22 protein-coding genes are annotated in these 19,854 nt (G+C 64.3%); 18 read left to right on the top strand and 4 right to left on the bottom strand.

All coding sequences use genetic code 11. The features are described from left to right. Positions 1–65: 65 nt before the first annotated feature. From C1926_RS10255 to C1926_RS10245, 3 genes are read left to right on the top strand one after another with little or no spacing between them, the layout of a single operon-like run. Positions 66–506: a DUF2231 domain-containing protein gene (locus tag C1926_RS10255; RefSeq protein ID WP_079224014.1), complete on the top strand. Its 441-nt coding sequence runs from the start codon at positions 66–68 to the stop codon at positions 504–506. Next, a complete protein-coding gene (locus C1926_RS10250; protein ID WP_079224012.1) occupies positions 499–1,809 on the top strand; it encodes a sorbosone dehydrogenase family protein in 1,311 nt (436 codons plus the stop codon). The genes C1926_RS10255 and C1926_RS10250 overlap by 8 nt, the downstream gene beginning before the upstream one ends. Positions 1,810–1,856: 47 nt before the next feature. Next, positions 1,857–2,264: a hypothetical protein gene (locus C1926_RS10245; protein WP_108759105.1), complete on the top strand. Its 408-nt coding sequence runs from the start codon at positions 1,857–1,859 to the stop codon at positions 2,262–2,264. 140 nt (positions 2,265–2,404) lie between these two features. Here the strand turns inward: C1926_RS10245 and C1926_RS10240 are convergent, their stop codons facing one another. Next, complete coding sequence (locus tag C1926_RS10240; RefSeq protein ID WP_108747581.1) at positions 2,405–3,067, bottom strand: exopolysaccharide biosynthesis protein; 663 nt, start codon at positions 3,065–3,067, stop codon at positions 2,405–2,407. 168 nt (positions 3,068–3,235) lie between these two features. Between C1926_RS10240 and yidA the strand changes: the two genes are divergently transcribed. From yidA to C1926_RS10225, 3 genes are all read left to right on the top strand, one after another. Continuing rightward, the gene (gene yidA, locus C1926_RS10235) at positions 3,236–4,069 is read left to right on the top strand and encodes a sugar-phosphatase (protein ID WP_108759104.1); all 834 of its coding nucleotides are present in this window, start codon (positions 3,236–3,238) and stop codon (positions 4,067–4,069) included. Between the two features lie 333 nt (positions 4,070–4,402). After that, the gene (locus C1926_RS10230) at positions 4,403–6,709 is read left to right on the top strand and encodes a TonB-dependent receptor (RefSeq protein ID WP_108759103.1); all 2,307 of its coding nucleotides are present in this window, start codon (positions 4,403–4,405) and stop codon (positions 6,707–6,709) included. A gap of 894 nt (positions 6,710–7,603) precedes the next feature. After that, positions 7,604–7,969, top strand: a complete 366-nt coding sequence (locus C1926_RS10225; RefSeq protein WP_254057395.1) for a hypothetical protein — start codon at positions 7,604–7,606, stop codon at positions 7,967–7,969. A gap of 25 nt (positions 7,970–7,994) precedes the next feature. Here the strand turns inward: C1926_RS10225 and C1926_RS10220 are convergent, their stop codons facing one another. Both C1926_RS10220 and C1926_RS10215 read right to left on the bottom strand, forming a co-directional pair. Beyond that, entirely contained in the window at positions 7,995–8,921 is a 927-nt protein-coding gene (locus C1926_RS10220) for a helix-turn-helix domain-containing GNAT family N-acetyltransferase (protein WP_108759102.1), read from the bottom strand. A gap of 119 nt (positions 8,922–9,040) precedes the next feature. Then, positions 9,041–9,388 carry a hypothetical protein gene (locus C1926_RS10215; RefSeq protein ID WP_108759101.1) on the bottom strand — a complete coding sequence of 116 codons (348 nt, stop codon included), beginning with the start codon at positions 9,386–9,388 and terminating at the stop codon, positions 9,041–9,043. A 651-nt stretch (positions 9,389–10,039) separates the two neighbouring features. On the opposite strand from C1926_RS10215, the gene C1926_RS10210 reads away from it, so the two are divergent. The 5 genes from C1926_RS10210 (at position 10,040) to C1926_RS10190 (ending at position 13,353) form a co-directional block, all read left to right on the top strand. After that, positions 10,040–10,972 carry a helix-turn-helix transcriptional regulator gene (locus C1926_RS10210; RefSeq protein WP_108759100.1) on the top strand — a complete coding sequence of 311 codons (933 nt, stop codon included), beginning with the start codon at positions 10,040–10,042 and terminating at the stop codon, positions 10,970–10,972. Then, on the top strand, positions 10,969–11,268 hold the full coding sequence (locus tag C1926_RS10205) for a hypothetical protein (protein WP_108759099.1): 300 nt from the start codon (positions 10,969–10,971) through the stop codon (positions 11,266–11,268). The genes C1926_RS10210 and C1926_RS10205 overlap by 4 nt, the downstream gene beginning before the upstream one ends. Positions 11,269–11,278: 10 nt before the next feature. Beyond that, positions 11,279–12,046, top strand: coding sequence for a hypothetical protein (locus tag C1926_RS10200; RefSeq protein WP_108759098.1), 768 nt, complete (start codon positions 11,279–11,281; stop codon positions 12,044–12,046). Between the two features lie 300 nt (positions 12,047–12,346). Continuing rightward, positions 12,347–12,871: a DUF6622 family protein gene (locus tag C1926_RS10195; protein WP_108759097.1), complete on the top strand. Its 525-nt coding sequence runs from the start codon at positions 12,347–12,349 to the stop codon at positions 12,869–12,871. Positions 12,872–13,029: 158 nt separating this feature from the next. Continuing rightward, the gene (locus C1926_RS10190) at positions 13,030–13,353 is read left to right on the top strand and encodes a hypothetical protein (protein ID WP_108759096.1); all 324 of its coding nucleotides are present in this window, start codon (positions 13,030–13,032) and stop codon (positions 13,351–13,353) included. A 417-nt stretch (positions 13,354–13,770) separates the two neighbouring features. On the opposite strand, the gene gcvA is transcribed toward C1926_RS10190, so the two are convergent. Continuing rightward, a complete protein-coding gene (gcvA, locus tag C1926_RS10185; protein WP_108760670.1) occupies positions 13,771–14,697 on the bottom strand; it encodes a transcriptional regulator GcvA in 927 nt (308 codons plus the stop codon). A 113-nt stretch (positions 14,698–14,810) separates the two neighbouring features. Between gcvA and C1926_RS10180 the strand changes: the two genes are divergently transcribed. The 7 genes from C1926_RS10180 (at position 14,811) to C1926_RS10150 (ending at position 19,849) form a co-directional block, all read left to right on the top strand. Beyond that, a complete protein-coding gene (locus tag C1926_RS10180; protein WP_108759095.1) occupies positions 14,811–15,332 on the top strand; it encodes a carboxymuconolactone decarboxylase family protein in 522 nt (173 codons plus the stop codon). Between the two features lie 50 nt (positions 15,333–15,382). Beyond that, the gene (locus tag C1926_RS10175) at positions 15,383–16,156 is read left to right on the top strand and encodes an SDR family oxidoreductase (RefSeq protein ID WP_108759094.1); all 774 of its coding nucleotides are present in this window, start codon (positions 15,383–15,385) and stop codon (positions 16,154–16,156) included. Positions 16,157–16,233: 77 nt separating this feature from the next. Next, positions 16,234–16,575, top strand: a complete 342-nt coding sequence (locus C1926_RS10170) for a carboxymuconolactone decarboxylase family protein (RefSeq protein ID WP_197587313.1) — start codon at positions 16,234–16,236, stop codon at positions 16,573–16,575. 27 nt (positions 16,576–16,602) lie between these two features. Further along, positions 16,603–16,884 (top strand): hypothetical protein, encoded by a 282-nt coding sequence (locus C1926_RS10165; protein ID WP_108759093.1) that lies wholly within the window; start codon positions 16,603–16,605, stop codon positions 16,882–16,884. A gap of 87 nt (positions 16,885–16,971) precedes the next feature. Next, on the top strand, positions 16,972–17,682 hold the full coding sequence (locus tag C1926_RS10160; protein WP_108759092.1) for a cupin domain-containing protein: 711 nt from the start codon (positions 16,972–16,974) through the stop codon (positions 17,680–17,682). Next, complete coding sequence (locus tag C1926_RS10155; protein ID WP_216822053.1) at positions 17,679–18,800, top strand: FAD-dependent oxidoreductase; 1,122 nt, start codon at positions 17,679–17,681, stop codon at positions 18,798–18,800. The genes C1926_RS10160 and C1926_RS10155 overlap by 4 nt, the downstream gene beginning before the upstream one ends. After that, on the top strand, positions 18,800–19,849 hold the full coding sequence (locus C1926_RS10150; protein WP_108760668.1) for a zinc-binding dehydrogenase: 1,050 nt from the start codon (positions 18,800–18,802) through the stop codon (positions 19,847–19,849). Before C1926_RS10155 ends, C1926_RS10150 begins: the two co-directional genes overlap by 1 nt. Positions 19,850–19,854: the final 5 nt, after the last annotated feature.

Genomic DNA, 19,854 nt, shown 5'->3' with positions numbered 1-19,854 from the left:
TCGCGCGACCTCCCCGCCGGCTGTGCTACTACGGCCGTGCAACCTTTCCCCTTCGGAGCACGACCATGGTCAACCCCGTCGCCCAGGCCCATCGCGGCCCGGGCACCACGCTTTTCAGCCTGTTGAACCCGATACCGTTCGGCTTCTTCGTCGGCGCGCTCATCTTCGACATCCTCTACCTCAACACCGCCGAGGTGATGTGGGGCAAGGCCGCGGCCTGGCTGATCACCTTCGGCCTGCTCATCGCCATCATTCCGCGGCTGATCAACCTGTTTGCGGTATGGCGCCGCAACGGTACCGCCACCGGCGTGGACCGCGTGGATTTCCTGCTCAACCTGGTGGCCATCGTGCTGGCCATCTGGAATGCCTTCGTGCACAGCCGCGACGCCTACGCGGTGGCCGTGCCGGGCACCATCCTCTCCGCCCTGACCGTGGGCTTGATCGCCATCGGTTTCATCCTGCTGTCGCTGCAGCTGCCGGTGCTGCACGGAGGTCGTCATGGCTGATCGCATCCTGCCCACGCTGGGCATCCTTTCCCTGGCGGTGATGCTGGCCGCCTGCGCCGGCAAGGCCGAGTACCACCCGGCTGACCAGTCCGGCGCACAGCCGCCGCTGCCCAAGCCGGCCAACTTCCTCATGCCGCCCATGCAGGTGCCCAAGGGCGTGGGCTGGGCCGACGGCCAGTCGCCCACCGTGGCCGACGGCCTGAAGATCGAACGCATCGCCGCCAACCTGCAGCACCCGCGCCGCCTGCTCACCCTGCCCAACGGCGATGTGCTGGTGGTGGAGGGCAATGGCCCCGGCGAAGAACCGGTCACCACGCCCAAGCAGTGGATCGCCGGCAAGGTGAAGGCGCGCTCGGGCAAGGCCGGCAAGGGCGGCAACCGGGTCACCCTGCTGCGCCGCACGCCGGGTACCGATGCCTGGACCCAGCACGTCTACATCGAAGGCCTGCATTCGCCGTTCGGCATCCAGCTCATCGGTGACACGCTGTACGTGGCCAACACCGGCAACATCATGCAGTACCACTACGTGCCCGGCGAAACCCGCATGTCCGACAAGGGCCGCGAGTTCACCGACCTGCCCAGCACCATCAACCACCACTGGACCAAGGAACTGCTGGCCAGCCCCGATGGCAGCAAGCTGTACGTGGGCGTGGGTTCCAACAGCAACATCACCGAAAACGGCCTGGCCGTCGAATACCGCCGCGCGGTCGTGCTGGAAGTGGACGTGGCCACGCGTGGCAGCCGCATCTTCGCCTCGGGCATCCGCAACCCCACCGGCCTGGACTGGGAGCCGAGCACCGGCAAGCTGTGGGCCGTGGCCAACGAGCGTGATGAGATCGGTGCCGACCTGGTGCCCGATTACCTGACCTCGGTGAAGGAGGACGGCTTCTACGGCTGGCCCTACAGCTACTACGGCCAGCACGTGGACGAGCGCGTGCAGCCGCAGCGGCCGGACCTGGTGGCCAAGGCGATCGTGCCCGACTACGCCATCGGCTCGCACGTGGCGCCGCTGGGCCTGCTGTTCTACACAGGCCAGTCGCTGCCGGCGAAGTACCACGGTGGCGCCTTCATCGGCGAACACGGCAGCTGGGACCGCTCGCCGCTGAGCGGCTACGAAGTGGTCTACGTGGCCTTCAAGGACGGCAAGCCGACCGGCCGCCCGGAGGCCGTGGTCAGCGGCTTCACCTCCAAGGATGAAAAGACCCTGATGGGCGCGCCGGTGGGCATGGCGATGGACGCCGACGGCGCGCTGCTGGTGGCCGACGACGTCGGCGATGTGGTGTGGCGGGTCTCGGCGAAGTAGAGTCCGCCCATCACCAGCACCACGCCATAGGCTGAGGAGTGACAGGGATGTCCAGGGCACTGATATGGGCCACGCTGCTGTGCACGGGCTTTGCCGCTGCCAACCCGGTGTCCGCATCGGGTTGGCAGGGCAGCTATTCCAACGTCTGCGTGCACCCGCAAACGGGTGACCTGCTGGGCGCGGAGCTGTCCTTCATCGCCTACGGCGGCGGTACGGCCGTGCTCTGGCAGCCTTTCGAGGGCGAGGGGCTGCCACCGCAGGTGCTGGTGCTGCGCGAGGAGCGCGGCACCACGGTAGCCGCCGAGGATGCGAGCGCGCCCGCGCTGTTCTCGATCACGCGCGAGCGCACGCGGATGCGTGTGCGTTACCTGCAGGGGCAGGCCGGGGAAACCATCGTGCTGCGGCCCGGTGCCTCGCAATGGATGGGCGCCCGCCCACCGGTGTGCAGGGCCTGAATGTGTAGAGCCGAGCCCATGCTCGGCTGCTTTGGCTCTGCTTTTGTAGAGTCGAGCCGTGCTCGACTGCTGTTGATAGAAGCAGTCGAGCACGGCTCGACTCTACAAAAAGCGAGAACCAGCCGAGCATGGGCTCGGCTCTACACGGATGAAGTACCACCACGCAGCCCACTGAACACCGATTCCGCTGCAAATCCCACGCCACCCAGCAGCACGCCGAAGTACACCACCGTGGCCACCACGAACGCATAACCGGCCGCCACCGCCGCGCCATCGCGCTGGATGAACCCGATCGCGAACGACATCAGCGCCAGCGCGGGCAGAGTGTTGCTGAAGGGAATCGGCCCGGCCGGTGCCATCAGCAGCAGCGTGGCAAACACCAGCGCCAGGTTGTTCAGCCGCATCATCTTCTTCGAACGCACCATCACCGCCAGCCGCATCGGCTGCGACAGCCGCTCCATGCGGTGCACCCACTTCAGGGCGCGGCCCAGGCTGGCCTTCAGCTTTTCGGTGGCCACCTCACGCTCGGCCAGGCGGCGCGGCACCCACAGCGGGCGGTCGCGCACGCGGCTCAGGCCGATCAGCAGGATGGACGCACCGAACACCGTGCTCAGCCCGGGAATCGACACCGGAATCAGGAAGATCGCCGAGAGCAGGATCACGATCAGCATCAGCCCCTCGTCGCCCAGCGCCTGCAGCAGCGTGCCCACGCGGATCTGCTCGCCGGGCAGGCCGTGGATCAGGTCCTCGATCTGCTCGGCCAACGGTGCGGTGTCGGTAGCCTCGGGGGCGCGGTAGGTCATGCGTCTGGATCTCCAGGGTAGGGCGGTCATGGGGGCCGTCCTGCGGTGGGGGCGCACAGGCTTGCTGAGTATCCCTGCAGCCGCGCCCGGCGGTATGAACCGCGCATGAGGCGGGCAGGTGCACGACTGACCTAAAATAGCGGTCCCCACATGCAAGGTTGGACGTTGATGGACATGGGCCGCAGGCAATCGACCATCGCACTGGTCGCCATCGATATGGATGGCACCCTGCTGGACCCCGCCCATAAGCTCACCGAGCGGGCCAAGGCGGCCATCGCGCAGGCACGCGCGCTGGGCGTACACATCGTGCTGACCAGCGGCCGCCCCGTATCCGGCCTGGCGCCGTTCCTGCAGGAACTGGGCATCAACGGTGACGACGACTACTGCATCGCCTGCAACGGCGGCCTGGTGCGGCGCCTGGGCACCGGCGAGAACGTGGCCGAGTTCCCGCTCAGCTTCGAGGATTTCCGCTACTGCGAACAGGTCGCGCGCGATATCGGCGTGCACTTCCAGGCCCTCGACGGCCAGCGCCTGTACACGCCCAACCAGGACATCAGCCGCTACACCGTCATCGACTCGCATCTCTCGCACGTGCCGCTGTCGTACCGACGCGTGGAGGACATGGACCCGTCGATGTCCTTCATCAAGCTGATGATGATCGACGAGCCCGAGGTGCTGGACGCGGCCATCGCGCATCTGCCGGCCGAACTGACCGAGCGCTTTGCCGTGCTGAAGAGCGCACCGTTCTTCCTGGAAGTGTTCGACCACCGCGCCGGCAAGGGGCCCAGCCTGCAGAAGCTGGCCGAGCACCTGGGTATCGACCGCGCCAACGTCATGGCCATCGGCGACCAGGAAAACGACCTGACCATGCTGCAGTTTGCCGGCACCAGCGTGGCGATGGGCAATGCCATCGATGCAGTGAAGGCGGTGGCGCGTTTTGAAACCACCACCAATTCCGAAGATGGCGTGGCCAAGGCCATCGAACGGTTCGTACTGCAGTAAGCCATTGCTCCGGTAGATGCCAACCTTGGTTGGCACACGTAGAAGCAAAGCGCCGACCAAGGTCGGCCTCTACCAAGCCAGCACGATACCTGCGTATAGCCGCGCTGTACCACGGTGCAATGGTGCGCGCGGCACGGCAGTGCAACACTTCCGCCCGTCGAAATCACCCCATCGCATCGCCCGGCAGTTGACCGTCTTGCTCTGCCCCTGACCGGCGCGCAACGCGCCGCTCCCCCTTCAACGCAATCGCATTCCAGCTACAGCATCGCCGCCGGTGCTGCCACGCGCTGGGCGTGCGCCTGCGCCTTCTTTCCCCTGCACCTGGATCCGGCCATGAACACCCCACCCACGACCCTGCTCGCCCTGGCCCTCAGCGCCGCCCTCGCCGCACCCGCTTACGCTGCCGAAACCAGCGACGCGCCCACCACCCTCAATGCGCTGCAGGTCATCGCCACGCCGCGTGGCGCGGCCGTCGCACCCACGCAGGTGGTCGGCCCGAACCGCTACATCATCAACGCCGCCGACCTTGATGCCATGGTCACCGGCAACAACGCCCTGGCCATGCTCAAGGCCGTGCCTGGCGCCAGCTACACCGCCACCGATGGCCTGGGCCTGGATATCTCCGCCACCAGCCTGTTCGTGCGCGGCTTCCGCATGAATGAAATGGGCATCACCTTTGAAGGCGTGCCGCTGAATGACAGCGGCTTCCTCTCGCTCACCGGCACCAGCGTGGTCAACGTGGGCGTGCCCGACGGCATCGGTTCGATCACCGTCAGCCCGGGCGGCGCACCGGTCAGTGTGTTTTCCAGCAGCGCCAACGGTGGCAGCCTGGAATATCGCCTGCGCGACCTGCAGGACACCGCCAGCCTGCGCATCAAGCAGGGCATAGGCAGCAACCGCACCCTGGTCACCACCGTGTCTGCGCAGACCGGCCAGATGGGCGAGCACGGCCCAAAAGTGCTGGTCGACCTGCAGCGCGTCTCAGCGGACAAGTACCAAGGCGCAGGCACGCAGGATTTCCTGCGCGGCAACCTGAAGGCGCAGCAGGAGGTGGACTGGGGTGATTTCACCGTCTTCGCCTCCGACAGCAAGGCCAAGGTCTGGGGTTACAACAACATCTCCTTCGACATGATCCGAAAGCTGGGCTGGAAGGCCGACAGCTTCTACCCCGATTACGCCTGGGCGTACTACGTGGCCTCGCCGGAGAATGCCGATGAATCCTGCGGTGCCTACACTTGCGGCGAGCTGTCCGAACTGATTCCCTACGACACCGGCCAGATCACCCGCGATCGCGTGGCGTCCATCAACCACCGTTTCCAGATCACGCCCGCATTCAGCGGCAACGTGCAGCTGTACAACGCCAACAGCCACACCCAGGCCACGCTGACCGACCCGACCGTACCATCACCCAATGGTGCGCCGTTCTCCGAACAGGTGCAGACACCGCGCGTGAACCGCCTCGGTGGCATGGCCAACCTGCAGTTCGAGGTCGGCGCGCACACCATCAGCGCGGGCTTCTGGCAGGAGAAGAGCAAGGCCGCTGCCCGTACCGACTGGTACCAGCAGCCGCTGCTGGGGCAGGGCAAGCCGCTGAAGGCCACCGGCCCGTTCGATGTGCATGGCCCGGCCTTCCTCACCGACAACGCCTCGCGCTGGGTCACCCGCTCGCAGCAGCTCTACCTGCACGATGACATCGCGCTGAGCGACACGCTGAAGCTGGGCGTGGGCTTCAAGGCCGTGGATTTCCGCACCGAAGGCGGCGGCCTGGGCGATGCCGTGGACCGACCGGTATATGGCGCGCTGCGCGCCAAGGACAACGTCCTGCCGCACGTCTCGCTGTTCTGGAGCCCGAGCGACGCCACCGATGCCTTCATCGACGTGGCCAACACGATGAACGGCTATCGCGTGGCCCAGCGCGGCAACATCGGCTATACCGCATCGGCGTGGACCATCAGCGACCAGGAAGAGTTCGACCGCGTGGCCGGCACGCTGCGGCCGGAGAAGAACTGGAACTTCACCGTGGGCGCAACGCATCGCTTCGAGCGGCTGACGCTGACCGGCGATGTGTTCTACAACGATATCCGCAACCGATTGCTGTCAGCGGCCATCGGTACGCAGTTCGCGCAGATCAGCACCGTGCGGCTGATGCCGAAGATGCACGTGATTGGCGCCGACCTGGGCATTACCGCGGACATCACCGATCGCGTGCAGTTCTACCAGGGCGTGGCCGTGGCCCGTTCGTATTACGGCAGCGATTTCGTGGTGGGCGATACCGTGTACCCGATCAAGGGCAACGCCCAGCCGGGGTATCCGCAGGTGTCGCTGGTGAGCGATCTGTCCGCGCATCTTGGCAACTGGCGCTTGGGTGCCACCAGCACCTCATACCTGCGCCAGCCCTTTACGTACGAGAACGATATCCGCGTGCCCACGTTCTGGCAGGTGAACACCTACGCCGCATACACGCTGGGCGAGGGCAGTGTGCTGCCCGGGTTGGAACTGCGGCTGGATGTGAGCAACCTGTTCAACCGCAACAACATCGGCACCGCCACGATTGCCGGTTCCTCGTTCTCGGGCGATTACCAGACGCTGCAGCGCAGCGCCCCACGGCAGGTGATGTTCAGTACCGCGATGCAGTTCTAACGGCGGGAATGGGCCGGGGTCGGATCCCTCCGCGAATGCGGAGGGCTCTGACCCCTCGCCATGCGCCCGCAATCCGGTAGCGCCGGGCCAAGCCCGGCGGAATGTCTCCGGCACCGAAAAACCTGCCAACCAAGGTTGGCATCTACCAAAACGGCACACGCATTACCCGGGGTCGGATCCCTCCGCGATAGCGGAGGGCTCTGACCCCTCGCCATGCGCCCGCAATCCGGTAGCGCCGGGCCAAGCCCGGCGGGATGTCTCCGGCACCGAAAAACCTGCCAACCAAGGTTGGCATCTACCAAAACGGCACACGCATTACCCGGGGTCGGATCCCTCCGCGAATGCGGAGGGCTCTGACCCCTCGCCATGCGCCCGCAATCCGGTAGCGCCGGGCCAAGCCCGGCGGGATGTCTCCGGCACCGAAAAACCTGCCAACCAAGGTTGGCATCTACCAAAATGGCACACGCATTACCCGGGGTCGGATCCCTCCGCGAATGCGGAGGGCTCTGACCCCAGTAGATCCACGCCATGCGTGGATGCTCTCCGCAACCGGGGTCAGAGCCCTTTGCTCCGCAAAGGGATCTGACCCCTCGCCATGCGCCCGCAATCCGGTAGCGCCGGGCCAAGCCCGGCGGAATGTCTCCGGCACCGAAAAACCTGCCAACCAAGGTTGGCATCTACCAAAACGGCACACGCATTACCCGGGGTCGGATCCCTCCGCGAATGCGGAGGGCTCTGACCCCAGTAGATCCACGCCATGCGTGGATGCTCTCCGCAACCGGGGTCAGAGCCCTTTGCTCCGCATAGGGATCTGACCCCTCCAACCACTGCACTTTGCACAACCTGCACTGATATTCCGGCACCAGCGCAAGGTTCCCACAATGTTGCTGGGGCATGCTGTCCAGCATGGCCCAGCCCGATCCCGTCTACCTGCCCACCCGCCCGCGTGCCCACGGACGCCCGCGTCCGGTGCCCTACGCGGCGCCGACGGTCGACCTGCAGGCCGAATACCAGTTCTGGCAGGCCTACGAGCGTCTCGTCCGCCCGCTGCCCGGTGGCGGCCTCCGCTTGGCCTGGCTGGTCTTCCAGAACGTCTACCGCGCCCGCGAACGCTTCCCCGATGACACCCACGAAGCGGCACTCGCACGCGTCCTCTTCGGCAGCAACATGACGCCTGAGCGCGCGGTCGAACTGCAGGACCTCTACGGTCTCGTCAGCCGCCGCTTGGCGACTGTCGCCGCGCGGGGGCCCCGTCCGTAGCGTCGAGCTCGCTCGACGGCGCCCCTTATAGATCGCGCGCCCACACCTGGCTGACCTGGTCCTTGCCGAAGCGGTGGTGCTGCTCTTCCTCAACCAGCGCGAAACCGGCCTTCTCGTACAGCCGCACGGCATCGTGCAGTACCGCGTTGGTCCACAGCACCATGCGTGAGTACCCCGCCGAGCGCGCGAACGCGATGGCTTCCCCCACCAGCGTGCGGCCAACGCCCAAGCCGCGTGCACTCGCATCCACATACAACATGCGCAGCTTCGCGGTGTTGGCATCGTGGCGCACCACGAACACCGAGCCGATGATGTCGCCGTGCTGTTCGGCAATCCAGCAACGGTCTGACGCAGGGTCATGGTCGCGCAGATACTTCGACACGATCTCGGCCAGCAATGCCTCGAACTCGCTGTTCCAACCGTACTCGGTGGCATAGAGCTGCGCTTGCTTGTGCACGACCCAGCCCATATCGCCGGGCTGGGGGCCGCGCAGCAGGTAATCCCGGTTGCGCTCGCCCAGCAGTGCACTGATGCGCGCCATCGCCTCCACCACACCCTGTCGGTGCGCTTCGGTGAGCGGTTCAAGCAGCGCCATGGCTTCCTGCCGCGAGGCCGCGTCGTAGGGCTGGAACGTCTCCTGCCCGTGCGCGGTCAGGCTCAGCAGCTGCGAGCGGGCGTCATCCGGATTGGGGGACTTCTGCAGCAGCCCCCTGGCTTCCAGCGATGCGATCACCCGGCTCAGGTAGCCGGCGTTGAGCCCAAGGTCACTGCGCAGATCCGAAGCGCGGGCCGCACCCCTACTGGAGAGTTCGTACAGCACCCGCAGCTCCGTCAGCGAGAAGTCGCTGCCCAGCATGCGGTCCTGCAGCACCCCGATCCGGCGGGTGTAGAAGCGGTTGAAGCTGCGGACCTGTTCGGCCAGATCGGTCAAGGCAGGGGGAATGGCGGGCATGATTGTTAGAGATGGTTGCTTTAGGCAACCAGTATTGGTTGCCCGAGGCAATTAATCAACCTTGGTCCAAGTAGATCCACGCCACGCGTGGATGCACGTCGCGGCCCGCGCGCACGCCCTCAACCCTCCGGCCGCACGCGTTCCTGGATGAACGCCGTAAGCGCCAGCGCGGCCATCGCCAGCCCCTCCAGCACGCGGTCGCCTACGTATTCGTCAGGGTCGCCGTTCTGCTGCGCGCGAATGGCCGCCAACAGTATCTCCTGCACGATTCGCTGGCCCGCCAGCGCGCAGTCGGCATCAGCCAGGGCGATCTGCCGGCCACGCACCTGATGGCGCTCGGGCCAGGGCTGGCCATCGGACGCAGCGCCGGCACCAATGCTCTGCAGAATGGCGATGAGGCTGTTGAAATCGAAGGAAGAGGGGGCGTCCTGGTTGGGGCGCGGGGAGGGGGAATGCGGCTTGGTCATGGCTGGCTCCGTGCAAACAGGCAGAAGCCGCCACCGATAAAGGTGGCGGACGATGCGTGGCTCGAAAACCGGGCTGTTAGGAAACCGGCGGGCACAAGGCCCCCACGCACCGCCCGCCATAGCCGGCAGACGGATTGCCAGCCGGCACCACGCGAAGTGGTGCCGACTGGCAAGCGCAAACTACTTCCCAACAGAACGGGTTTTCGAGTCCCGGCCACCCGTTTTCGGTGGCGGTGCCAGAGTTGCTGGATGTAGTTGGGAAAGGCAAGGGTTGGGGGTCAATGCCGCCAGAACCCATGACGCTTTTGGCATTGTCGCATAGCCCTTGGATCTGCAAGACGCTTGTCGGACAGGCGTCTCGGGATTCTGGAAGTGTGCCCGTCGATCCCTCACGCTGCGGGAATCTCAGGGAGACAATCGCGACACTCGCATTCGAGCCGTCGGTCCAGTTGCGACAGTCATGATCAATGCTTGGCGTGCCTTATCAGTACGTGCCGCGGGCACGGGTGGGTCCCATCCAAGCCGGACATGCCGCAGACCGCCCTCGCCGTAGGTGATAGGTGAATAGATAGAAAAGATATCCATAGTGTCTTGACATCCGCAAAGCACGCGGGCAAACTGGCATCACTCCAGACACAAGAGATATCTTCAATGTCCTACGAAATCGCCGGCGCCGAGTCCGCTGCCACCGACCTGATCCTCGCCCTGGCTGAGGTCATCTACTACATCGCTGACGATGCAACGGCCGCCAGCGCCCTGGTCGGCGTTGAGCCCGCCGTCTATGGAGCCCACGTAGGCGACGCTGGACAGAATCCGGTCCGGGCGGCCGCAAGCCGCTCTCGCCTGGTCGGCCTGACCGGTCGTATTGTCAGGTACGCAAAGGATGGGGCCTGGCCCGCAAGCATGGCGGACTTTGCGGATGCACTCACCGACTTCGAGGTAAGTGCCGAACTGCTCAAGGGGAAAGACGGTCCGTGCCTGTACGGTCCGGACTCGGTGGCCCGCATGCCTGAAGCCTCTGCGGCGGTCCTGCTCGAGGTACTCACTTCCGCACAGGCCCGACTCGCAATCGATCTGGGAGCGGATATCACAGTGCCCATGCTTGCTGCTCTGGCCGGTGTATCGGAAAAGACGATCCGCATGGCCTCCAACCCCAACAACGACCGCCCGCTGAAGACAGTCAAGGACGGTGCTGCAACGCTTATCCAGCCTGACGACGCACTCGAATGGCTGAGCCGCCGGGCTGACTTCAAGCCGTCGCGGTACTTCGCATCCGAGGACAGCCGGCCGCGCCTCGGGACGTTCTGGGAACTGACGGCCCACCTGCGATCTGTGCGCATTGAACGTGGTGAGTCCGTTGAAAGCCTTGCGGACGAGCTTGGCTGGTCAGCCAAGACTGCGGCTGCCTACAGCAAGCTTGAAAGGGGCGAAGCGCCGAAGGATCTCGTGAGCTTGCAGCCGCGTCACCTTGAGCAGCTCGCTCGACACCTCGGCATTTTTGAGCCAGTGGAGTTTGCCCGCGAGGTCTATCCCCTGATTGCCACCGCCTACGGCGAGGCACTCGCCAAGGAGCAGCTGCCGTGATCCCGACCACCCACGCCTGCAAGCGGATGGAGCAACGTGCCATCCCCGCAGACTTCGTCGAACTGCTTGGCTGTTTCGGCATCGCGCTCAACTCGCGCCACGGTGTCGACAAGCTTGCCCTGCCACGCCGCGAAGCCAAGCACCTGCGCCGCCGTATCGAATCCCTTCTGCATCGTTGGGACCACCTGGTAGACGCTTATGCAGTGGTGTCGGACGCCGACATCCTGATCACCACTGCCCACACCACACATCGCGCCCATCGCCGTCGCATGGCCCGCCCCTCCATCACCCGCTGAGGAAAACATCATGAACTCGACGCTCGATCGCTTCCGCTCTGCCATTCTCAATGCCGCGCCGTCAGACGGTATCGCGCCGGATCTGCTGATTTCGCGATCCGGACAGCTCGAAACCTACTACGCACCCTTCGAACACGTGAACACCGATGCACGCGTGGTGCTCGTGGGCATTACGCCTGGACTCTTCCAGGCGCAGAAGGCGCTCGAGCAGCTGCGTATCGGGCTTCGCTCCGGGCTCAGCGATGCCGAAGCTCTGCGCACGGCCAAAGAGGTCGCCAGCTTCTCGGGACCGATGCGCACCGCGCTGGTACAGATGCTGGACTGTGTGGGGCTGCATGCCGCGCTCGGCCTTGGTAGTTGTGCCGAACTGTTCACTGGCGCCAGCGACCAGGTGCACTACACCTCGGCACTGCGCAATCCTGTGTTGGCCAGTGGCCAAAACTACACTGGCAATCCGGCGATCCTGCGCACGCCGTATCTGCGGTCCATGGCGGAGGAGTGGCTTGGCGATGAAGCGCGGCAGCTGCCCGACGCACTGTGGGTTCCGCTGGGTAAGGAACCGACTGCGGTGCTGCGCAGTTTCGTAGCACAGGGGCTCATCCAGAGCGACTGCCTGCTGGATGGCCTGCCGCATCCCTCTGGAGCCAATGCAGAGCGGATCGCGTACTTCCTTGGACGGAAGCAGCGCGAGCACCTGTCGGCCAAGACAAAGGCGGACACGATCGACGCGGCGCGCGATGAGCTTATGCGCAAGGTGGGGCGCTGCGAGGCGCGTTGAGTGGGATCACCGCGGCCCAAGGCTCACCTTCGTCGATCATCCAAAGCAGCTTCCCGCGAGCGATCTTGCCTGGCAACTCATCCGAGTGTCGAAACGCCGTATGGGGATAGGGTTGAGGTGCTGGATGAAGCGCTGGGTAATTCTCTGAAGAAGTGAGGGGGGCCGGCCGCCACCAGTGCTAGGCGGCGGCAAGGCGCTGAAGCGGTCGCTGACACCTGTCACTTGCTCAGCGGGTCCGGCCCGTCAATAGTGAGCGCCACCCACCGCCCTCCGTGCGGGCACTCACTGAAAGGACGTCCCGTGAACCTCCTGCTGCCCATCCTCTCGCACACCCCGATCTGGGTCTGGGTGATCCTGGCGTACCTCATCACCCGTGGCGTCGCGGCCATGCGTCCAGGACAGACCTCGCTGCGCAGGTTGGCGATCGTGCCGGCCCTGTTCACTGTGTGGGGCATCTGGTCGATCAGCCACCGCTACGGCGGTTCGCTGGTGGCGTGGAGCGAGTGGCTCGCCGGCATCTGTGCGGGTGCGATGCTTGGCTGGCTGCTGCTGCGCCGCGCGACGCTGACGGTGAATGAGGCGACAGGCCGGTTGTGGCGCAGTGCGGACTACAGCTTGCTGCCGCTGCTGCTGGTCACGTTCCTGGTGAAGTACGGGTTCGAGGTGGCGCTTGCGGTGTCGCCTGCGATGAGTGCAAACGGCAACTTCAGTGCTGCGTACCTGCTGTTGTCCGGCGGGTTCACCGGCATCTTTGTTGGCAAGTATCTGCGGTATCTGTCGGTGCTGCGCAAGGGCATGCCCAGCAATCTGGGCCCGGTGCATTGAGGTAGGGAGGGGGCTGACGGCTCTTCGATCGAAGCTTTGGCCAAGCCCAAGCTTGTCCATCGAGCCTGCTGGGTCTGGTTGTACGCTGGCTTGGCGGTGCTTTGTGGGTAAGTCGTGTAACCGGACTCCGGGGTCCGTCTAACAGGTAATCAAGCCGCATGGACAGCTCTGATCGCATCTCGCTTGATGATCTCTCAGATGTCCGCAAGGCCGTATCGGTCATGCGTTTACGATCAATTCTCGCCGCAGGTGCCGGCGGAGTCATCTTCAGCGCTTTCGTGGTCGCGGCATGGCTTTGGGTACGCCCTGGAGAGGTTTCTGCGGCCATTTTCCTGGCGGCGGTCAGCTACGTCCTGTTCGGCCTGCCGCTATTGGTGCATTGGGTGCGACACTGGCGCAGGATCTATCAGCGCCTTGCGGACGTTGAGCTGCGAGTCCAGGCTGGTGAGGTCGTGTACGGGTCGCAAGTGAAGTTCCCATAGCTTGTGGCCTGACAGTTCATTCAAGCCGAGCTCGCTGCGCGGGTCGGCTTAATTCCAGAGTTAGGCCTCGTCAGATGATCTCTCAGTACTCCACAGTGGTCGTTACGGAGATTCGGCATCCGCCAACGTTCTACGATCCATTCAAGATCAATAAGGCGCTGCCCCAGGTTGGGGACCGAGGTGCTGTCGTAGATTTACTGCGTGGATTCGGCCAGCCCGACCGATACGTTGTTGAGTGCGTCAGTGCGTCTGGTGAGACAATTTGGCTTAGCGATTTCTCGGCCGATGAGCTGGCCTTAGCACCGCCGGGGGCCTAACAACTCATTCAAGCCGAAGCCGCTTCGCGGCTCGGCTTAGCTCAGGCGTTGAATGTCCGCTTCTGGCCGGAAGCGGACGCTCCGCCAGGTCTACTGACGTCTACTGGTCCAAGGCAGAATCCTGCGCCTCCGAGTGCAACCACTGACGGAACGTCATGACCTTGGGAAGCGATGCACACTCAGGGCGATAGACGATGTAGTAGGCCAGTGTCGCGGCAACAGAAATCTCCGGAAACAGCCTGACGAGGCGGCCGCTGGCGACATCCTCGCGTGCCATGACGCTACGCGCCAATGCGATACCCCTTCCTTCCACCGCTGCCTGTAGCACGGCCGCGGAGTTATTCACCTGCATGCCGCGCATGGCATCCACGTTGTCCGCAGCGGCACGGTGCAGCCATTCACTCCATGTCATGAAGCCGGTTCTGCTGTCCACTGACAGATCATGAATCAGTGGCAAGCCAGCAAGTTGCGCCGGCTGCAGCAGGGGCCCGTGCGCCTCAAGCCAGCCCGCTGAGCAGACCGGGAAGATCTCCTCATCCATGAGCTTGTCAGCGGTCAGTCCGGGCCACTGTCCCCTGCCATAGCGGACGCCAATGTCGATGGCGTCCTGTTCGAAATCCACCAGGTTGAGACCGGTGTGGAGACGGACGTCGGTTTCAGGACATGCGGCCTGGAACCGCTCCAGCCGGGGCAACAGCCACTTCGACGCAAACGCAGGGCTGGTGGTCACGGTCAGCAGGCCGCCTCTGGCACTTTCCTGCAGTCGCGAAAGGCCGCGCGTCAGCCGGTCCAGGCCTGCGCGGATATCAGGCAGCGCCCGTTCCGCCGCATCGGTGGGCGTCAGCCGGCGGCTGCCGCTGCGCTCCCGCACGAACAGCTCGACGGACAGGGACTCTTCCAGACTCCGCACAAGCTGGCCTATCGCGGCGGGGGTTACGTGCAGTTCCGCGGCTGCGCCACTGAAGCTCTGATGTCTTGCGGCGGCCTCGACTGCCCGTAATGCGGTGAAGTTCAGATGGATCTTCATGACGGGATAGTTTTTCTTTGCGTCATCGAAAGAATAAACCATTTGAGGGCGGCGCGAGGTGAGCCGAAGATCCTCGCCATCTTCCCGCAATCCACGGCAGGCGACCGCCCCCAATGAACAGCCCGCGCATTACCCCCTGGCAGGACGGACACCCTGCTCCGGCAAGCCTGCTGGCCGACATCCAGGCGCGCCGCCCAGGCGGCCTGCTGATCGGCATCGATCGCCTGCTGTTGCGCAGCCCTCCTCTGGCGGAAGGCTGGAACGGCCTGATGCGCCGGGTGCGTGCCGAGTTTGAACTGAAGCTGGAATACCTCGAGCTGATCATGCTCCGCGTCGCGGTCCTGAACGGCGCGTCGTTCGAGTGGGATGTCCACTATCCGGTTTACCTGCAGGCAGGCGGCACGGAAGCGAAGGCCGCTGCACTCCAGCAGGCTGAGCCCGACGCAGAGTTTTCCTCGCTGGAAAAACTCCTGATTGAGCTCACCAACCAGTCGACGCGAGGCGTGGTGGTGGAAGACACAGTCATTGAGGCGCTCAAGCAGAGCTTGGGGGAGCGCCAGGCCGTAGAGGCGGTCGCGACGGTCGCGGCCTACAACATGGTCTCCCGTTTCCTGGTTGCTCTGGACATCCGTTGAACCCCTGACGCGAGGCATTCGCCGCGCACCTACATACATTGGAAACTCACATGAAAAATATCTTCGAAGGCAACAAGGTCCTGGTCGTCGGTGGCACCAGCGGTATGGGCAAGGAGACTGCACGCAAGGTGCTGGAAGGTGGTGGCCGCGCAGTCATCGTAGGTCACCGCTCCGACAAAACCGAGGAAGCGCGCGCAGAGTTGTCTGCGTTCGGTGCAGTAAGCGCCCTCACCGCCGATCTCACGTCAGAAGGCGGGCTCAAGGGCCTCATCGCGGACATCGAGCATTCTCACTCCGATGTGGATCTACTGGTGAACGCGGCGGGTGTGTTCTTCCCCAAGCCGTTCCTGGAGCACACCGATGCAGACTATGACCAGTACATGCAGTTGAACAAGGCCTTCTTCTTCATCACGCAGAAGGTTGCGGCCAACATGATCGCGAAGAACTTCGCCGGCTCCATCGTCAACATCGGTTCGATGTGGGCACGCCAGGCGATCGCCGCGACGCCGTCCTCGGCGTACTCGATGGCAAAGGCCGGCTTGCATTCGTTGACCCAGCATCTGGCGATGGAGCTGGCTCCCCAGAAGATCCGCGTCAATGCGGTCTCGCCGGCCGTGGTTCAGACCCCGATCTACGAGGGCTTCATCCCCAAGGATCAGGTCCACAGTGCGCTTCAGGGTTTCAACAGCTTCCATCCGATCGGTCGTGTGGGCACTCCGCAGGACGTTGCTGAAGTGGTCGCGTTCCTGCTGTCCGAGAAGGCTGGATGGGTTACCGGCGCCATCTGGGACGTGGACGGCGGCGTGATGGCTGGCCGCAACTGATCTCACCTTGAACCTTGCCAGGCCCATTGCGATGCATCGGACCTGGCGGGATCCAATCGCAAGAGTGCTTAGAAATGATGAATGACTGGAACAACTATCGTGAGTCCCTGATTGAGAAGGTCGGGGAGTTTGGCAAGGTCAACCCGGATGTACTGCGTGGTCTGGGAACGATCGATGGCGCTGCAACAAAGAGCGGCCATCTTGAACCGAAGATCCATGAGTTGATCGCCCTGGCAGTGGCTGTGACCACCCGCTGCGACGGTTGCATCACGGTGCACACCAAGAAAGCCGTGGACCATGGTGCATCGCTTGAAGAAATCAGTGAGGCGCTTGGCGTGGCTATCGCCCTCAACGCTGGCGCTGCACTCACGTATTCGGCGCGCGTTCTCGAGGCGCGCGACCAACTGCTCGCGGGCTGAAGCGGCCCATTCACCAGGAGAGCCACCATGGTCTATCTGCAAATCACCCTCGCCATTGCTGAATCCAACCGTGGAGCAGCTGCGGAGGTGTACGCCAAGTACAAAGGCCCGTTTCTTTCCACCATCCCCGGCGCAACGTCCAAAGATCTCCTTGTCCGCAAGGAAGACGTCCAGGTGCTGCATGGCTTCGACAGCGAGCAGGACGCAAAAGCCTACCTGGCAAGCGCAATGTTCCAGAACGATGTCGTACGCGAGCTTGGCCCGCTGCTGTCCGCAGATCCGGACGTGCGTATCTACAGCGTGGTCTGAGTAAAAACCGTTGAATCACGGCCCCGGGAACCCTCCTGGGGCCGTGCTGTTCGCCCAATTCCGCCAACCCCTTGCCTGACCCAAGCCATGCAGATCAACGCCGACTTCAATTCCATCGTGTTAGTGACTCCCGATGACTACATCTGGGTTGACTCGCCACAGGCCGGGGTGAAGCGCGTCATGCTTGATCGCATTGGTGCAGAGAAGGCCAGAGCAACAAGCTTGGTGCGATACGCTCCTGGTTCGACATTTCCGTCGCACGCTCATCCCGGCGGCGAGGAGATTCTTGTGCTGGAAGGCGTCTTCTCCGATGAGCTTGGCGATTGCCCGGCGGGCACCTACCTGCGCAACCCTCCCGGATCACGGCATGCACCGGCCAGCCGGGAAGGATGCTTGATACTGGTCAAGCTGCGGCAGATGAGTGCAGACGAGACGGCGACCCTGAGGCTGGACACGAATGCCGGACAGGTGTGGGAACACCTTACCGATCGTCGGTTGTGCCGAGTATTCGAGAGCCCGGAGGAGCGCGTTCGTATCGAGCAGGTGGAGCCCAGCCGGACGCTGTTTCCTCAGATGCAGGCGCCCGCTGAGATCCTGGTCTTGAAAGGCGAGCTGCAGCTTGCCGTCGGTAGCCGGACCCAAACCGTTGCGGCTGGAACATGGTTGCGGGCAGGTGGACCGGATGCCAGCCGCTGCCTCGCGTCGATGGTGGCTGGCAGTCACGGCGTCACTGTCTACGTCAAACAGGGAACAGTGGTGGAGCGTCCGCACCTTACGGCTGCAGAGGCATTCTCATGACCACCGTGGACGTGATCATCGTTGGCGCTGGCCTTGCGGGCCTGCATGCCGCTCGACTGCTGGAAGCGGCAGGCGTCACTGACTATGCCGTGCTGGAAGGCCGCCCGCGCATGGGCGGGCGCATCCATGCGTTTGAGCCTGCTCTGCCGGGGCGCGTAAGCGGGAACGGCGGCTTTGACCTTGGCGCGACCTGGCTATGGCCCGGGTTCCAGCGTGAACTGGCTCTGTTGGTGCAACAGCTTGGGCTGCCCGTCGTTCCGCAGGAACAGGACGGTGACATGCTGTTCGAGCGTGCCGTCCACGAACCGACTGCACGCTTCGCCGGCATGGCCGCGATGCCGCCATCGTTCCGCATCGTAGGCGGCATGGGGCAGTTGCTTCACGCTGTCGGTTCGGCCGCCCAGACGGAGAGGATTCACCTGGGGACGCGTGTCGTTCAGATCGGTGCTGAAGCCGATGGGGTTGTTGTCTCCGCAATCAGGAACGGCGTGCCGGTCACGTGGCATGCGCGAGGTGTTCTACTGGCACTACCCCCGCGCTTGGCGGTGGCCACACTGACATTCGATCCTCCGCTTCCCGCCGATGCTCGCCACGCGTGGCAGTCCACCGGCACGCATATGGCCGCACACGCCAAGTACCTCGCGGTGTATCCCAGCAGTTTCTGGCGGGATCGCGGCCTTTCAGGCGAGGCACGCAGTCTGGTGGGCCCGCTGGGAGAGATCCACGATGCGTCATCGGACGGCCAAGCAGTGCTCTTCGGCTTCTTTGCACTGCCTGCTGCTGAAAGGGCGCGTATCCCGGCCGAGGAGCTGAAGCATCGCTGCAGAAGCCAGCTTGCGCGCTTGTTTGGCGATGCTGCACGTGAGCCGCTCGCCGAGGCCGTCCAGGACTGGAGCGCCGAGTCTTTCACCGCTACGCCGGCCTGCGCCGCACAGACCGCCGGGCATGGCTTCATTCCCGACCTATCACCCGGAGACACGCCTTGGGTGGGACGATTGTTCGGGGCCGGCAGTGAATGGTCTCCGTCCAACCCGGGCTATCTCGCGGGTGCGATCGAGGCTTCTACCCGTGCCGTGCAGGCATTTCTCTCTTCGACCCATCTGAGAGTACAACCATGATGCAATCCACTGACTACGGCGCCATGGAATCGGCGGCACCGGGCCTGCTCCGGTGGTCCCGGCGCCCGCGCCCCACGCCTGCAGACGATGAGGTGCTGTTGCAGGTCGAGGCATGCGGGATGTGCGGCGCGGATGTCTCTGACATCGCGAGACCCGACGCATCACATCTGCGGCGGGTGCCCGGCCATGAAGTGATCGGCAGGATCATCGATCGCGGCAGCAATGTGCCGGTACGCTGGGAAGTAGGACAACGTGTAGGCGTGGGCCGTCTGCGCGGGCATTGCAATGCGTGCGCCTACTGCCGACAGGGCCGATTCGCGCTGTGCACGGATCAGAAAGTGCTTGGCGTTTCCCAGGATGGTGGCTACGCCGAGTTGATGCTCGCCACGTCGACCGGCCTGGTGTCCATCCCTGATGAAATGGAGTCCACGGCTGCAGCGCCCATCCTGTGCGCCGGCCTGGCGACGTTCAACGCCCTGCGCCGCTGTGGCGCAGCGCCCGGCGACACCGTAGCGATCCACGGTGTGGGTGGCTTGGGGCACATGGCCATCCAGTACGCTCGGCGCATGGGGCTTCGAGTCATTGCCGTGGGACGGGGAGATGACATTGCCGCTGCGGCCATCGAGCTGGGTGCGCACCGCTATCTGGACACGAACCATGCAGATGCGGCCGTAGAACTGCAGCGCCTGGGCGGGGTGCAGGCCATCATCACCTCTGTCGGTGACGCCGAGGCTGTGCAGCTGCTGCTGCCTGGGCTGGCTGCGGGCGGCACCCTCATGGTGCTCGGGGTCGGCAAGACCCCGCTGTCCATTGCAAGTGGCTACCTGGTTGGGGGCGAGCGCACCATCCAGGGCTCGATGACCGGATCACCTGATGACAGCGAGCGGGCGTTGCGATTCAGCGAGCTGACCGATGCCATGCCCTGGATCGAATGCCTTCCCCTGTCCCAGGCGCAGCAAGGACTGGAACGACTGATGTCCGGCGATGCAACGTTCCGCATCGTGCTGGTGCCCGATGAGCAGGTGTCGGCGCGGGAGTCGGTCAAGTGAGCCCG

This window comes from Stenotrophomonas sp. ZAC14A_NAIMI4_1, from assembly GCF_003086915.1.
In the GTDB taxonomy this organism is placed as follows: Bacteria; Pseudomonadota; Gammaproteobacteria; order Xanthomonadales; family Xanthomonadaceae; genus Stenotrophomonas.
Note: the sequence above shows the minus strand (reverse complement) of the source record. Positions and strands in the feature narration are given on the sequence as shown.

Bases quoted from the DNA above. Each gene is read 5' to 3' on its own strand.
- C1926_RS10255 (WP_079224014.1), top strand. From the start codon at position 66: ATGGTCAACCCCGTCGCCCAGGCCCATCGCGGCCCGGGCACCACGCTT.
- C1926_RS10250 (WP_079224012.1), top strand. From the start codon at position 499: ATGGCTGATCGCATCCTGCCCACGCTGGGCATCCTTTCCCTGGCGGTG.
- C1926_RS10245 (WP_108759105.1), top strand. From the start codon at position 1,857: ATGTCCAGGGCACTGATATGGGCCACGCTGCTGTGCACGGGCTTTGCC.
- C1926_RS10240 (WP_108747581.1), bottom strand. From the start codon at position 3,067: ATGACCTACCGCGCCCCCGAGGCTACCGACACCGCACCGTTGGCCGAG.
- yidA (WP_108759104.1), top strand. From the start codon at position 3,236: ATGGACATGGGCCGCAGGCAATCGACCATCGCACTGGTCGCCATCGAT.
- C1926_RS10230 (WP_108759103.1), top strand. From the start codon at position 4,403: ATGAACACCCCACCCACGACCCTGCTCGCCCTGGCCCTCAGCGCCGCC.
- C1926_RS10225 (WP_254057395.1), top strand. From the start codon at position 7,604: ATGCTGTCCAGCATGGCCCAGCCCGATCCCGTCTACCTGCCCACCCGC.
- C1926_RS10220 (WP_108759102.1), bottom strand. From the start codon at position 8,921: ATGCCCGCCATTCCCCCTGCCTTGACCGATCTGGCCGAACAGGTCCGC.
- C1926_RS10215 (WP_108759101.1), bottom strand. From the start codon at position 9,388: ATGACCAAGCCGCATTCCCCCTCCCCGCGCCCCAACCAGGACGCCCCC.
- C1926_RS10210 (WP_108759100.1), top strand. From the start codon at position 10,040: ATGTCCTACGAAATCGCCGGCGCCGAGTCCGCTGCCACCGACCTGATC.
- C1926_RS10200 (WP_108759098.1), top strand. From the start codon at position 11,279: ATGAACTCGACGCTCGATCGCTTCCGCTCTGCCATTCTCAATGCCGCG.
- C1926_RS10190 (WP_108759096.1), top strand. From the start codon at position 13,030: ATGGACAGCTCTGATCGCATCTCGCTTGATGATCTCTCAGATGTCCGC.
- gcvA (WP_108760670.1), bottom strand. From the start codon at position 14,697: ATGAAGATCCATCTGAACTTCACCGCATTACGGGCAGTCGAGGCCGCC.
- C1926_RS10180 (WP_108759095.1), top strand. From the start codon at position 14,811: ATGAACAGCCCGCGCATTACCCCCTGGCAGGACGGACACCCTGCTCCG.
- C1926_RS10175 (WP_108759094.1), top strand. From the start codon at position 15,383: ATGAAAAATATCTTCGAAGGCAACAAGGTCCTGGTCGTCGGTGGCACC.
- C1926_RS10170 (WP_197587313.1), top strand. From the start codon at position 16,234: ATGAATGACTGGAACAACTATCGTGAGTCCCTGATTGAGAAGGTCGGG.
- C1926_RS10165 (WP_108759093.1), top strand. From the start codon at position 16,603: ATGGTCTATCTGCAAATCACCCTCGCCATTGCTGAATCCAACCGTGGA.
- C1926_RS10160 (WP_108759092.1), top strand. From the start codon at position 16,972: ATGCAGATCAACGCCGACTTCAATTCCATCGTGTTAGTGACTCCCGAT.
- C1926_RS10155 (WP_216822053.1), top strand. From the start codon at position 17,679: ATGACCACCGTGGACGTGATCATCGTTGGCGCTGGCCTTGCGGGCCTG.
- C1926_RS10150 (WP_108760668.1), top strand. From the start codon at position 18,800: ATGCAATCCACTGACTACGGCGCCATGGAATCGGCGGCACCGGGCCTG.